At 59.4% G+C, this 13,327-nt stretch carries 11 protein-coding genes; 6 read left to right on the forward strand and 5 right to left on the reverse strand.

Going from position 1 to position 13,327, the window contains the following annotated elements; genetic code table 11:
* Window positions 1–181: 181 nt before the first annotated feature.
* From IEX75_RS02680 to IEX75_RS02695, 4 genes are all read left to right on the forward strand, one after another.
* Window positions 182–1,153 (forward strand): LysR family transcriptional regulator, encoded by a 972-nt coding sequence (locus IEX75_RS02680; protein ID WP_188792705.1) that lies wholly within the window; start codon window positions 182–184, stop codon window positions 1,151–1,153.
* A 104-nt stretch (window positions 1,154–1,257) separates the two neighbouring features.
* Window positions 1,258–1,968, forward strand: a complete 711-nt coding sequence (locus IEX75_RS02685) for an SDR family NAD(P)-dependent oxidoreductase (RefSeq protein WP_188792706.1) — start codon at window positions 1,258–1,260, stop codon at window positions 1,966–1,968.
* 54 nt (window positions 1,969–2,022) lie between these two features.
* Window positions 2,023–2,253, forward strand: a complete 231-nt coding sequence (locus IEX75_RS02690; protein WP_188792707.1) for a tautomerase family protein — start codon at window positions 2,023–2,025, stop codon at window positions 2,251–2,253.
* Between the two features lie 101 nt (window positions 2,254–2,354).
* Window positions 2,355–3,356 carry a YncE family protein gene (locus IEX75_RS02695; protein ID WP_188792708.1) on the forward strand — a complete coding sequence of 334 codons (1,002 nt, stop codon included), beginning with the start codon at window positions 2,355–2,357 and terminating at the stop codon, window positions 3,354–3,356.
* Between the two features lie 215 nt (window positions 3,357–3,571).
* Here IEX75_RS02695 and IEX75_RS02700 read toward each other — a convergent pair whose 3' ends face one another.
* Together IEX75_RS02700 and IEX75_RS02705 are read right to left on the reverse strand one after the other, a co-directional pair.
* On the reverse strand, window positions 3,572–4,555 hold the full coding sequence (locus IEX75_RS02700) for an aldo/keto reductase (RefSeq protein ID WP_188792709.1): 984 nt from the start codon (window positions 4,553–4,555) through the stop codon (window positions 3,572–3,574).
* Between the two features lie 182 nt (window positions 4,556–4,737).
* Window positions 4,738–5,637 (reverse strand): LysR family transcriptional regulator, encoded by a 900-nt coding sequence (locus IEX75_RS02705; RefSeq protein WP_188792710.1) that lies wholly within the window; start codon window positions 5,635–5,637, stop codon window positions 4,738–4,740.
* A 136-nt stretch (window positions 5,638–5,773) separates the two neighbouring features.
* On the opposite strand from IEX75_RS02705, the gene IEX75_RS02710 reads away from it, so the two are divergent.
* Window positions 5,774–6,892, forward strand: a complete 1,119-nt coding sequence (locus IEX75_RS02710) for a hypothetical protein (RefSeq protein WP_229720612.1) — start codon at window positions 5,774–5,776, stop codon at window positions 6,890–6,892.
* Between the two features lie 289 nt (window positions 6,893–7,181).
* Window positions 7,182–9,542: a TonB-dependent receptor gene (locus tag IEX75_RS02715; RefSeq protein ID WP_188792711.1), complete on the forward strand. Its 2,361-nt coding sequence runs from the start codon at window positions 7,182–7,184 to the stop codon at window positions 9,540–9,542.
* 125 nt (window positions 9,543–9,667) lie between these two features.
* On the opposite strand, the gene IEX75_RS02720 is transcribed toward IEX75_RS02715, so the two are convergent.
* The 3 genes from IEX75_RS02720 to IEX75_RS02730 all read right to left on the reverse strand — a co-directional run bounded on the left by IEX75_RS02720 (window position 9,668) and on the right by IEX75_RS02730 (window position 12,981).
* Window positions 9,668–10,657, reverse strand: coding sequence for a hypothetical protein (locus IEX75_RS02720; RefSeq protein ID WP_188792712.1), 990 nt, complete (start codon window positions 10,655–10,657; stop codon window positions 9,668–9,670).
* A gap of 172 nt (window positions 10,658–10,829) precedes the next feature.
* Entirely contained in the window at window positions 10,830–12,425 is a 1,596-nt protein-coding gene (locus IEX75_RS02725; protein WP_188792713.1) for a SulP family inorganic anion transporter, read from the reverse strand.
* A 103-nt stretch (window positions 12,426–12,528) separates the two neighbouring features.
* Entirely contained in the window at window positions 12,529–12,981 is a 453-nt protein-coding gene (locus IEX75_RS02730) for a DUF3574 domain-containing protein (RefSeq protein WP_188792714.1), read from the reverse strand.
* Window positions 12,982–13,327 lie beyond the last annotated feature (346 nt).

The following is a 13,327-nucleotide window of genomic DNA, read 5'->3' on the forward strand; positions in this document are numbered from 1 at the left end:
TTTCCCCAGCCTTGACTCTCTTGCCACGTTGTCAGTCCGGCGAAGCACTGCGTAGGCTGGGGTGCAAACCCCAGCATTGGATTGCATGAGCATATCGATGTTGGGGTTTGCACCCCAACCTACTAGCTGTAGCAAACTCCTCCGCAGCCGCCGTTCAACTCACCACCACGAGGCACGCCTTATGGACCGCATCGACGCCATGAAAGTCTTCGTTACGGCGCTGGATGAAGGCAGTCTCGCTGGCGCAAGCCGAAAAACCGGGCGATCTGCCGCGGCAGTGAGCCGGGCGATTGCCTTTCTGGAAACCCATGTCGGTGTGCCGCTGCTGCACCGGACCACCCGCTCCATCAAGCTGAGCGAAGCCGGCGAACGCTATGCCATGGCGTGCCGAAAGATGCTTGCGGATCTGGAAGAAGCAGATCGTCAAGCAGCGGGAGAAAAGTCGGTGCCGCACGGCACGTTGACCATTACCGCTACCGTTTACTCGGGCGTGGAATTGCTGCGTCCGATCGTGGATGCGTTCATGGAGCAATACCCGACCGTCAATGTGCGCATGTATCTGCTGGAAAGGCCGGTCAACCTTATCGACGAAGGTATGGACTTGGCGTTGCGCATTACGCATCTGCCCGATTCGACGCTGGTTGCGCATCGCGTCGGTGAGGTGCGCAGGGTGGTGGTGGCATCGCCGCGTTATCTGGCTACGCATCCCTGCATTGATGAACCGGCGCACCTGTCCAAGCATCCGGTGGTTGCCTTGCAGCATGGCGGCATCGATTCGTGGACGTTTCCGCCGCAGGAAGGTTCATCGGTACCACTGGCTGTTCCCATCACGCCTCGCCTGGTGGTGAATAACGTGCGTGCAATCATCGCGTCGGTCGTCGATGGGTATGGCGTGACGCGCCTGCTTTCGTATCACGTGGCGGCAGAAATCAAGCAAGGCTTGTTGCGCATCGTGCTTGCCGACGCGGAACCGGCGCCGATTCCCGTTCACCTCGTTGCGCCGTATGGACGTCTTTCTGTACCGAAGGTGCGTGCCTTTGTGGACTTCGCCCTGCCCCGCCTGCGCGCGCAATTTGCAAGCCTGGCCAAGGCGGCGGAGATGAAGCCGGATGCGACGATTCCACCGCGCCGCGGAAGAGTGTCTGCCGGATAGCAGGGATTCGCTATCGCACATGATGAGCCTAGATTGAAGGCGTCGGCGCTCCCCACTGATTCGGTAGCGCGCTGGCTTCCCTTCCTTCTAGCGAGATCGACATCATGAGCAACTCACGCAAAGTCGCCATCATTACCGGCGCATCCCAAGGTATCGGCGCAGGCCTGGTCAAGGCATTCCGCGATCGCGATTACCGCGTCGTCGCCAACTCACGCTCGATCAAGCCGTCCAGCGATCCCGACGTGCTTGCCGTGGCTGGCGATATTTCCGATCGCGCGGTGGCCGAACGCATCGTCAAGGAAGCATTGGCGCGCTTCGGCCGCATCGATACGCTGGTCAACAACGCGGGCGTGTTCGTCGCCAAACCGTTTACCGCCTATACCGTCGAGGACTACGCCAACATCTTGGCCACCAACCTCAATGGCTTTTTCCATATCACCCAGTTGGCCGTCGCCGAGATGGAAAAGCAGCGCAGCGGCCACATCGTCAACATCACCACCACGCTGGCCGAGTACGCCATCGATGGCGTGCCGTCGGTGTTGGCGTCGTTGACCAAGGGTGGCCTCAATGCGGCAACCAAGTCGTTGGCGATCGAATATGCCAAGCGTGGCGTTCGCGTCAACGCGGTGGCGCCCGGCGTGATCAAGACGCCGATGCATGGGCCGGAAACACACGCTGCGCTGGCTTCGCTGCATCCGGTCGGTCGCATGGGTGAGATCAGCGATATCTCGGATGCGGTGCTGTTTCTGGAATCCGCCGGTTTCGTCACAGGCGAAATCCTGCACGTCGATGGCGGCCAGAGCGCGGGTCATTGATCGCTTTGGGGCGAGCGCAACGCTCGCCCCCCCGGCTAATTGAGGAGAACCATCATGCCTATCGTCAACATCAAGGTGACCCGCGAGGGTTCGAGCCCCGGCCAAAGTGTGGTCACGGCAGAACAAAAGGCCGCACTGATCAAGGGAGCCAGTCAGCTGTTGCTGGATGTGCTCAACAAGCCGCTCGAATCGACCTTCGTGGTGATCGACGAAGTGGAACTGGAGAACTGGGGCTGGGGCGGCCTGCCGGTTCCCGAGTATCGAAAGCAGTTGCAGGCCAAATAGAGGTCACGGCGTTCTGATGTTTGAAGCTTTTCGTAAGGTTGGGCGCGGCATCATTGGCTGGATGTCAGGTTTTGCCAGAACACCACCATGGGAGTCGTCACATGAAGAAGAAAGTCGCGCAGGCACTTGCCCTGGCAGGGCTGCTCTGCACGCCGCTGTGGGCCGGGGCGCAAAGCTCGGATGCCTATAAGGTCACGCATCAATATGAACTGGGCGGCACGGGAGGGTGGGATTATCTGTCACTCGACCAGGACGCCCACCGCCTGTTTATTGCGCGCAACGACCACGTGATGGTGGTCGACCCGGCCAGCGGCAAGGTACTGCAGGAAATTCCGGGCATGGAGCACGTGCACGGCGTGGCGCTGGTCCCCAGCCTGCATCGTGCCTATGCCAGCAATGGCCACGGCAACAACGTCAGCGTGATCGATCTCAATACCCTCAAGGTGGTGGGCCATATCGCCGTCAGCGGCAAGGACCCGGACGCCATCATCTACGATCCGGCCACGTCGCACGTGCTGACCATGAATGGCGACAGCAACAACATCAGCGTGATCGATCCGGTCAGCGGCAAGGAACTGACCACCATCGCGCTGGCCGGCAACCCCGAGTTCGCGGCGAGCGACGGCCAAGGGAATGTCTACAACAACATCGAAGACAAGGCCGAACTGGCGCATATCGATATCAAGACCGGCAAGGTGCTGCACACCTGGTCGCTGGCGCCGTGCGAAGGCCCGACTGGGCTGGCGGTGGATGTAGCGAACAAGCGCGTGTTTTCCGCATGCGCCAACGGCTGGCTGATCGTGACCGATGCGACGGATGGCCACCAGGTGGCCAAGCTGCCGATCGGCAAGCGGCCCGATGCTGCCGCCTACAACCCGCAGACGCATGAAGTGTTCGCCTCCAGCCGCGATGGCGTGCTGAATGTGTATCACCAGGATTCGGCGGATCAGTACTCCAAAGTGGTGGACGTGCCGACCATGAAGAGTGCGCGCACCATGGCGCTGGATGCGGCGTCGAACCAGGTTTACCTGGTGGGCGCGAAGGTGGCGGAGAAAGGGAAGCCGGTGAGTGGGTTTACGTTGTTGGTGGTGGGGAAGCCGTAAGAGCAATGCGCTGAGCTTGAAGTTCGCCGAAAGGCACTGTCCCACCTGATGTCATTCCGGCGCAGGCCGGAATCCAGTTTGAATGCATCGTGCGAAGCACACGAACTGCTTTTAATGTTGTGTGCTGCGCACGCCATGCTTGACTGGATTCCGGCCTGCGCCGGAATGACGATTCGCTCTGAAACAGCATCACCAGGCATATTGAGTTCCTACACTCACCGCCCAACCAACTGCTCCAAATGCGCCGGATAACGCCCACCTACCACGGTAATCTGCGCTAGCGCCGACTGGATCGCATCCAAATCCCCCGCATCCAGCTGCACATTCATCGCGCCGATGTTTTCTTCCAGCCGATGCAGCTTGGTGGTGCCGGGAATCGGCACAATCCACGGTTTCTGCGCCAGCAGCCAGGCAATGGCGATCTGCGCACGCGTGGCGCCCTTGCCGTCGGCAATCTTGCCAAGCACGTCGACCAGGCCCGCATTGGCCTTGCGGTTTTCTTCCGAGAAGCGCGGCACGACGTTGCGGAAATCGCTTTTGTCGAAACGGGTGGTTTCGTTGATGGCACCGGTGAGAAAGCCCTTGCCGAGCGGACTGAACGGTACAAAGCCGATGCCCAGCTCTTCCAGCGTGGGCAGAATGTCTTGCTCAGGTTCGCGCCACCACAGCGAATATTCGCTCTGCAAGGCAGCGACTGGCTGCACGGCGTGCGCACGGCGAATGGACTGCACGCCAGCTTCGGACAAGCCGAAATGTTTCACTTTGCCCTGCTGGATCAGCTCCTTCACAGCACCGGCAACATCTTCCATCGGCACGTTCGGATCGACCCGGTGCTGATAGAACAGGTCGATGCGATCGGTTTTCAGGCGCTTGAGCGAAGCCTCGGCCACGGCGCGGATGCGTTCGGGGCGGCTGTCGACGCCCTTGCCCGGCTCGCCATCTTTGAACCCGAACTTCGTGGCAATGACCACCTGGTTGCGAAATGGCGCCACGGCATCGCCAAGCAGTTCTTCGTTCGCGAATGGACCATAGGCTTCGGCGGTATCGAAGAAAGTCACACCACGCTCGAAGGCATCACGAATAAGCTGGATGCCCGCAGACGTTTCGACGGCCGGGCCATAGCCAAAGCTCAAGCTCATACAGCCAAGGCCGATTGCCGAGACTTCCAGGCCACCGTTACCGAGTTTACGTTTTTGCATGCGTATGTCTCCTGCCGGATTTCGTTGACAGGAGATGCTACGAAGAGTGCCGGCGAGGATTAAGATCCGCCACCCGCATGGGCTTATGCATGGCATTCATCAATGTCGCCGCACGCAGGTTGGGGGTAAACCCCAACATGGCGCGATGACATGCATGGCGACGTTGGGGTTTACACCCCAACCTACGGTGATCTTTCGTAACGCAGTGCGTCGATCACCACCGCCATGGCGCGCGAGGATTGGCGCCGGCTCGGGTAATAAAGGTGGTAGCCGGGAAACGATGAACACCAGTTTTCGAGCACGCGCTCCAGACGCCCATCGACAATGTGCTGCAAGACCATGTCCTCAGGCAGGTAAGCCAGGCCGCATCCGGCCAGACACGCCCTGAGAATATGCGAGCTGCTGTTGAATACCCATTGGCCATCGACGCGGGCTTTCAGCTCCTGCCCTTTCTTGTCGAACTCCCAGGCAAGCAAGCCGCCATGTGTCGGCAGGCGAAGATTGATGCAATTATGGGCGGCCAGATCGCGTGGTGTGCGGGGACGCGGGTGCTGTACGAAGTAGGCCGGCGTTGCCACCACCGCCATGCGCATATCCGGCCCGATGCGCACCGCAATCATGTCTTTCTCAACCTGGTCCCCCAGGCGTACACCTGCGTCGTAACGCTGCGCGACGATATCGGTCATGCCGTAGTCAATGGTGATCTCGAGGTTGATATCCGGGTAATGCGGCATAACCTTCGAGAGCTTGGGCCACAGGATGGTGTTGGCGGCATGCTCGGCGGTGGTGATGCGGATGGTGCCGGCCGGTTTGTCGCGAAACTCGCTCAAGGCCGTCAGCTCTGCTTCGATTTCCTCAAAGCGCGGCCCGATGGTGCGCAACAGGCGCTCACCTGCTTCGGTGGGTGAAACACTGCGCGTGGTGCGCGTGAGCAAACGCAAGCCAAGCCGCGATTCCAGCGCGCGGATGGTATGGCTCAACGCCGACTGGGATACGCCAAGCTGCGCCGCTGCGCGCGTGAAGCTGCCCTCCCGTGCCACCGCGAGAAAGGCGAGCAGATCGTTGAAGTTCTCGCGCGGCATTCATGAGCCCTGTTCATGGGAGCATACGGATTATACGTCCCATCCCGCACCGACCAGTCCCTGTTCACACGCAGGACATCCGGAACCAGTGAGACTCTTCGGTTTCAAAGCACCATCCAGCCTCAAGAAACAGGGAATGCTCGTGCCGTACCGCCATATCTTTCGACGTTCTTTTCACCCTTTGGCCTGCCTGCTGCTGTCGGCCACCTGCCTGGGCCTGATGCATCCGGCGCAAGCGCAAAAAAGAGCGACGCGCGAGCAAGGCGCCGGCCAGCTCAACATCCAGGTGAACGACGATCGCATGACGCTGAGCATGGCGCGCGTGCCGCAGATTTACCTCTACGGCCCGATCGATGCCGATGCACCGCAACGCTTCGAATCCTTGATGAGGTCGGGTCGCATCAAACAAGGTTCGGACGTCTATTTGAATTCGCCGGGCGGCAGTGTCGATGCCGGCATCGCACTGGGCCGCCTGTTCCGGCAAGGCTCGATCGTGACGCACCTGGGTGTGCCGCGGCTGCCCAAGCAAACGAGCACCTTCAACCGATCCGCGATGTGCGAAGGCGCCTGCGCCTACGCCTACCTCGGCGGCCTGTATCGCTGGGCAGTAAGCGGCAGCGATCGCATCGGTTTCCCTACCTATCGTGATCAGCAGACGCCAGCGGAGGTCACGACGTATCTGAAGGACATGGGTATCGATCTTGCGACGCTCACGACAACCGCAAGCGGAACCGCCCCTGCTGGATCCGCGCCGGATCCCACGCTTTGGCCCAACGGCGACGAGATGATCGCCAAGGGCCTGGCCAACAACGGCCGGCAGAATCTGATCGCCACCTATAAGTATTTGCAAGACCAGCCTTATCTCGAACTCAAGCAGCAGGATCGCAACGGCGAGCACAAGATCACTTTCATGTGCAAACCGGGCGGCGCCGAACTCACCACCTACAACACGATCGGTGCCGTACGCGCCCGGGGAATCGTGACACGCGAACAGCACTCGTATTTCGAGATCAACCAGCAGGAAACGCTGCCGCAAGAGCGCGGTGGCGTGAGCGTGGTGGATGAATCCGTGGTGATGCAACGCATCTATCCATTGAATCAATTGCAGCAACTGGCTTCAGCCAAGGCGATGGGAGCATGGGTGCGTGATCGCGCGGGCATACGCTACGGTTTTGCGTTCGAAGTAACCGGTGTGAAAAAGATACTCAACGATTTCTACGACGCTTGCACATGGACGACGCAGCAACATTCTTGAAATAGTTTTTGCCCCACTAGCTTGCGCTTACCTGACATAGCCATGGCTGCCTGATCAGCCATGGCTTTTTTATCGGCGCTACTAAGCATCCCCTAAGGCTTGCAATAGAAGCGAGCTAGTGCCGCTTCACGCAGTCACTCTATATAGACAAAGGCGCGACCACAGCCTGGCGTGACGTCGATCAGCGCCCCGCACGTCATCGTTTTGCAACAAGACACGCCATTCGGGCTGCACGCATGACGAACCGGTCCGCATCCGACCATCACTGCGTCTTTGAGGGATTTTTTAAATGAGCACACGCAAGCATGGCCAAAAGATTTTGGCTGCACTGATTGCCGTCGCCCTGATGGGTGGCAGCTTTGCAACACCTGTCTACGCTGATGACCAAGGCACCGCTGCGCCAACGCAGGATGTCACTTCAGGTCAAAACAGTTCGCAGCCGACAACATCCTCGACGCAAAGCGATGTCAGGCAGCTCAAGCAGGTTTCCGTTAGCGCCACGGTACAGACCGTTCCGCTTACCGCTGCCTATACCCAGGGCCTGATCGACGAGGACACGCTGCGCAATCTATCGCCTGCGCCCACCGTCACCGTACAGACCATGCTCAATCAGCAGCCTTCGATCTTCGCGTATGCCAATGGCCCGAATGGCGTGGAGACCACGATCTATCTGCGCGCGTTCAATTCCAGCCAGTTCTCCGAGACTTTCGACGGCGTGGCGCTGAATGACCTGTTCAACGGCGGCGTCACCGGCCAGGCCGAAAATCGCAACAACGTATTGCTGATTCCAGGCAACCTGCAATCAGTGGAGATCTATCGCGGCATCAACAACCCGGCGGTCAACTCCTATAACTCGCTGGGCGGCACCATCAACTTCGTGCCGCGTGAACCGGACGAGACGATGGGCGGCAGCGTTGGCGCCAGCTATGGCAGCTTCAAGAGCTGGGACTATCACGCCACGTTCAACACCGGCGACTGGAACGGCATCAAGCAGGTGTTTTCGTTCGACCATTCGGCCAGCCGCGGCTGGATCGACAACACCGGCGACCATAACAACAATTTCTACTGGGGCCTGAGCTACGACTTCAACGACAACAACCATCTGTCGAACTACCTGCTGTTCAACAACAACAAGGGTTTTTCGCCGTACAACATGCCGGCGCCGCTGCAGCAACAGTACGGCCGCAACTATCAGTGGCCGCTGAGCTGGACGAATGCGCCGATCAAGGACACCAACTGGATGGACATCATCGACTTCAAGTCGAACGTCAGCGAGGACATCCTGTTCCAGAACAAATTTTTCTTTGGCCGCAACGACTATCTGCGCACTTCGTTCTCGAACCCGATCTTCCAGCAGAGCGCAACCCAGCCTTACAACCTGGAAGATGATCCGAGCTCATCCGCGTTCTGGCTTGGCAATCCTTACGGGCCCACCTACGACCCGACCGCTGCATTCGGTTCGGCGGAAAACGGCACCGACTATCACTTCTACGGCTACACCACCAAAGGCGTGGGCGACTCGCCGAGCCTTACGCTGAAGCTGCCACAGAACGAGATCGTCATCGGCGCCAATGCCACCTATGGCGAGCTTTACTCGCGCGAATATTGGTATGGGTCTTCGCCCGTACCGAAGATCCTTGGTTACAACGATACATGGGACGAACACGATCGCCGCACGCTGACCTCGTTCTTCGTGCAAGACACCATCAGCCTGTTCGACAACACCCTGCATCTCACGCCGGGTGTGAAGTACATCTATGCCAGCACGACGGATCGCGACTCCGTAGGCATCTACTACCCCATTCCAGGCGAAATACACGACACCGAGCACTTTCTGTCGCCCACCTTCGGCATCAACTACCAGCTTATCGAAGGTTTGAACCTCTACGCCTCATACGGCAAGAACTTCAAGTTGCCCGACATATCGGCCTACTACGGCGCTTTTCAAGGTAACTCCATCGTTCCACCACACGCAAAACCCGAGTACGTGCAGGACTATGAAATCGGCGCACGCTATCAGATCGACGGCTTCAGCGTGATGGCGAACGGCTATCGCGAAAACTTTCAGAACACTTTCGTCACTGTCACCGATCCAAATACCCAGCTGAGCTTGTTCACCAACGGCGGCGCCTCCCGCTATCAGGGCGCGGAACTGCAATTGCAGAACAACTTCGGTTCGGTAGGTGTGGGTGATCTCAGCGCCTACTTCAACTACGCGCACAACCAGGCCAAGTTCACCTCCAGCTTCACGTCCGATTACGCCGGACAGGTCAACGCCGGCCAGCCGCTTGCCGGCGTGCCGCAGAATTTGATCAGCGCCGGTTTCGTGTGGAAGTACGAAGGCTGGCGTTTCAATATGGATGCGCGTTTCGTCGACAAGCAATACCTCGACCAACTCTATGCCGGCACGCCGACCGCTTCGACGATCAAACCGTATACGGTGGTCGACCTGGGTATCAGTGACACGATCCGCCTGCGGGATTCAGGCTTCGGCAAGCAGATTCGCGTGGGTTTGAATGTCGACAACCTGCTCAACCGCGAGTATTTGAATACGGCGTACACGGATACGGATTACTTCGGCAACAGCTTCATACGTGGGGTGATTGCACCGCCGCGGTCGATTACGGGAAGTGTTGACGTGGATTTTTAGCAGCCTTTGTCCCCTCTCCCACAGAAAGGGAGAGGGGTTGCTCTAACGTAGGTTGGGGTGCAAACCCCAACATCGTCATGCCCATGTATCCTGATGTTGGGGTTTGCACCCCAACCTACGCGAGCTCAGTCCATCAACGCCAATACACACTCATCCGCACCGCAACTGCGGCAGCACACGGCGAAGATCGACAGGCCCTGCGACGCCACCACCGGCCCGATCAAGCCTTCCAGATAACCGCTGAAAAACTTGCAGCTCGAACGCCCATCTTCGGTGCACAAAGGGCTGTTGCGGATGTGCAGCTGGTTGCCGGAATAATCCACTTCCGCCAGCGCGCGCAAGGCCGGCACGCCGATACGTTCCATCGCTTCGTCCACCCCCATCTTCGCCGTCACGGCGTGGTTGCGCTCGAACAGCCAGGTGCCGATGCGCTGACCGGCGAGCGACAATGATGATTCGCGTGCGCCCTCTTCCACCGCTTGCTCCAGCTTTTTCAGCAATGGGAGGATTTGCGGGTAGTCGCTCATCAGTTTTGGCAGCAGCTTTTCCACCGCTGCCTGGTCGGCATCCAACTGGATCAGTTCCTTGAAAGGCTCTGCTGGCGCCGGAGGTGGTGCTGGCGCGGGAGTGCGCACAAAGACGAATTCGGGCTCCGGTTCCGGTTCGGACTGCAGCAATGGCTGCGGTTTTACGAAGGGTTGTACCGGTTCCGGTGCAGCCGGCGTGCGGCTTACGACTTGCGCGATCACATCGGATGCCTTCGGCGAACGATTGGCTTCCGCCGGCTTGGGTGTTTCGGCAGGTGGCGCAGGCGGCGGAGGTGGTACGTAGCCGGCCGACACCGAACGCGAGGCCGCGAAGTGCGGCTTCGGCTGCCCTTCCACGACCGGAGAAATTTCGAAGCTGATGATGCGCTCGAGTTTATCCAGTGCGGTTTCCAGCGTGCGCTGATTGCGTGCCAGCCCACGCACGACCATGGTAAGCAATGTGCCGTTGCGATCATCGGCCAGGCGCTGGCGTACCAGCGCAAAACCGCATGCCGCGGCGCAGCGTCCGACATCGATAAGCAGACCCTCGCGCGACAGCGCGAGCGCCTGTATTTCCAGCTCGATCATTAGGCCCCCCTGTGTTCGATGCTGGTGATTGAGTGAAGCCTAAAGGATGAATGGTTGCGTCGGAAATTACCGTGATGCGTCTCAAGCACCATGCAACGACGCTGAACACATTCGCTGCATACCGCGCCAGCGCCTGTCTTTCAGGGCCAGCATCTGCCTTGTTTGACTCCTGCTAAGCGTGATCCGGAGCTGGCTCCCCGCGCCAAAAGGAAAATACCAGCAACACGGCGGCTAATGCCAAATAGGCACCCGCAAACTGGAAGGCGATCGTGCGCATCGCCGGATCAAGTGTCCATGGCAGATACAGATTGCCGGCCGGCATGACGGAGTGGATGATGCCGAACAAGGTCAGCCCGCCGCCCAGCAATGCGATCCATGCTGCATGACGCGGTTTGTGATCGATCATCGCAACGACGAAGCTGGCCCAGATCATCGAGGTAATGATGAAGCCATTGCCCAACACGTTAATCACAGCCAGTTCGGAAATACCTTGCGAGGCATCGTTGTAGAGCGCCATGAAATGATCCGGCGCAACATAGGTAGGATCGCCCAGCTTGATCGCGACCATGCGCGCGATGGCGGGAAAGAAGCTGAACACCACGGCCGCCGCGTAGCGTAGCGGCGTTGCTTCGAACGCCTGCGTGGTGATGCTGATGGCGATGAAGATCAGGATCGGCGCAAGCACCGCCAGCGGCAGCATTTCCACCAGGTTGGAGAGGTAGCCGAAGATGCCGCCCAGACCCACCACGATGCCGGTGATCAGGGTATAGCCCGTGCGTGCACCCATCGCGCGAAACGCCGGCTGGCCGATGTACGGCGTGGTTTGCGCCACGCCGCCGCAGAAGCCGGCAGCCAGCGTGGCCAGTGCTTCCACCAGCAGGATGTCGCGCGTGTTGTAGTCGTCGCCAGCGGCACGAGCGCTCTCGGTGACGTTGATGCCGCCCACCACCATCAGCAATCCGAACGGCAGGATCAACGATAGATACGGAATCGTCAGCGGCAGGCCATGCAGCCATGCCAGCGTCGGCCACGGCAAGGCAAAGCGCCACTGCCACGCGGCCATCGGGTGATAGCCATGCCCCAGCCAGCCCAGCGGCCCCAGCACTTCATACAGCAGCACGCCGACGACGAAAGCCACCAGCACGCCAGGCAGGTTCCATGGCATATGTCCGCGTGCCACCAATGCATACAGCACCACGCCAAGGCCGGCGAAACCGACCACGGGCACTTTCATGATTTCCACCAGCGGCAGAAAACCCATCAGCACCAGCGCAATGCCGGCAATGGAGCCAAGCAAACCTGCGCGCGGCACGTGCCGCTGAACCATCGGGCCGAAAAACGACAGCACGGTCTTGAGCACACCCATGACTACCAGCGAGGCCATGCCGAGCTGCCAGGTGGCGATCGCCGCGGCGTGCTCGTCCATGCCGGACTGCTTGTAATGCAGAAAGGCCGGACCGAGCACCAGCAGCGCCATGCCGATGGTGGTAGGTGCATCGACACCCAGCGGCATGGCCGTGGTTTTTGCGTTGCCGGTGCGCCTGGCCACACGGCGCGCCATCATCGTGTACGCAAGATTGCCGAGCAGGATACCCAGCGTGGTGCCGGGGAACATGCGCGTGTAAACCAGGTCGGCGGGGAAGCCGAAGATGCCGATCAAGGCTGTGGCGAGGAAAGCCATCACGGACAGGTTGTCCACCAGCAGGCCCAGGAAGCCGTTGAAGTCGGCGCTGACGACGTGGGGGAGTTTGCTGGTGGGTTGGGTCACGATGCGTCTCGATGTGCGGATGTAGGTTGGGGTGTAAACCCCAACATGGGATGCCAAGCATGGCGATGTTGGGGTTTGCACCCCAACCTACGATGAGATGCCGTTAGAACGACACATCCGCCGGCTGCGTCACCCGCAACACCGACTGGTCGCCCGTACGCTGTTTCCACGCTGCGCGAATCGCGTCGATCTTGCCGCGGTTGTCGCTCGTATCGGGGTAATAGATCACCAGCATTTTCGAATGCAGGCGTTCGGGCGTGGATTCCTGTTTACCCTGCCATTGCCCGTACACGTCGATAACCGTCAGGCCATCGGGAAAACGCGGCGTGACTTCCTTGTCGAGAAAGGCGCGCCATTGCGCTTCGCTGATGCCCTGCTCCGGGTGATCCGCCGGGCCAAGGCCGAAAAAGAGCTTGGTATCCACCCAGCCTTGCGTTTGCGCCGGATGCGCTGCATCCCCTTGCAAGGTGGAAGAGGTGACGGGTGCCGAGGTGGTGGCACAGGCAGCGAGCTGGAACGCAAACACGGCGGCAAGCAGCGAACGGTGAATCTTCATGCACTCCCCTTCAAAACGTTTGGACGTCCAGACGGTGCGTCCTGCCCGCGAGTATTGATGACGGGTCGCCGCCTTCGCAACCTGCCACGACGGCTCGAGGCCACCGATGTTTCAAACAAACCCATCGCAATTTGTTGCGTCAGCACACCGTAAGCCATCTCGCCTTATAGGCATAGCACCATTGGTAAAAAATTTCTTCCAACTGGTTTATTGACGCAAATTCAAAGGCCTTGGTTGGCATATCTCGACCCGGTATGCACTGCGCGGTTTTTGCGATCTAGACAAGCCCGCGTCATTACGATAAAAAATTTGTTACATCGCAGCATTGGGAGGGAGCCGGCGCTTA

It is taken from the genome of Dyella nitratireducens (genome assembly GCF_014642835.1).
Classification (GTDB): domain Bacteria; phylum Pseudomonadota; class Gammaproteobacteria; order Xanthomonadales; family Rhodanobacteraceae; genus Dyella_B; species Dyella_B nitratireducens.

Bases quoted from the DNA above. Each gene is read 5' to 3' on its own strand.
- IEX75_RS02710 (WP_229720612.1), top strand. From the start codon at position 5,774: ATGCTCGTGCCGTACCGCCATATCTTTCGACGTTCTTTTCACCCTTTG.
- IEX75_RS02720 (WP_188792712.1), bottom strand. From the start codon at position 10,657: ATGATCGAGCTGGAAATACAGGCGCTCGCGCTGTCGCGCGAGGGTCTG.
- IEX75_RS02730 (WP_188792714.1), bottom strand. From the start codon at position 12,981: ATGAAGATTCACCGTTCGCTGCTTGCCGCCGTGTTTGCGTTCCAGCTC.
- IEX75_RS02690 (WP_188792707.1), top strand. From the start codon at position 2,023: ATGCCTATCGTCAACATCAAGGTGACCCGCGAGGGTTCGAGCCCCGGC.
- IEX75_RS02685 (WP_188792706.1), top strand. From the start codon at position 1,258: ATGAGCAACTCACGCAAAGTCGCCATCATTACCGGCGCATCCCAAGGT.
- IEX75_RS02705 (WP_188792710.1), bottom strand. From the start codon at position 5,637: ATGCCGCGCGAGAACTTCAACGATCTGCTCGCCTTTCTCGCGGTGGCA.
- IEX75_RS02700 (WP_188792709.1), bottom strand. From the start codon at position 4,555: ATGCAAAAACGTAAACTCGGTAACGGTGGCCTGGAAGTCTCGGCAATC.
- IEX75_RS02715 (WP_188792711.1), top strand. From the start codon at position 7,182: ATGAGCACACGCAAGCATGGCCAAAAGATTTTGGCTGCACTGATTGCC.
- IEX75_RS02695 (WP_188792708.1), top strand. From the start codon at position 2,355: ATGAAGAAGAAAGTCGCGCAGGCACTTGCCCTGGCAGGGCTGCTCTGC.
- IEX75_RS02680 (WP_188792705.1), top strand. From the start codon at position 182: ATGGACCGCATCGACGCCATGAAAGTCTTCGTTACGGCGCTGGATGAA.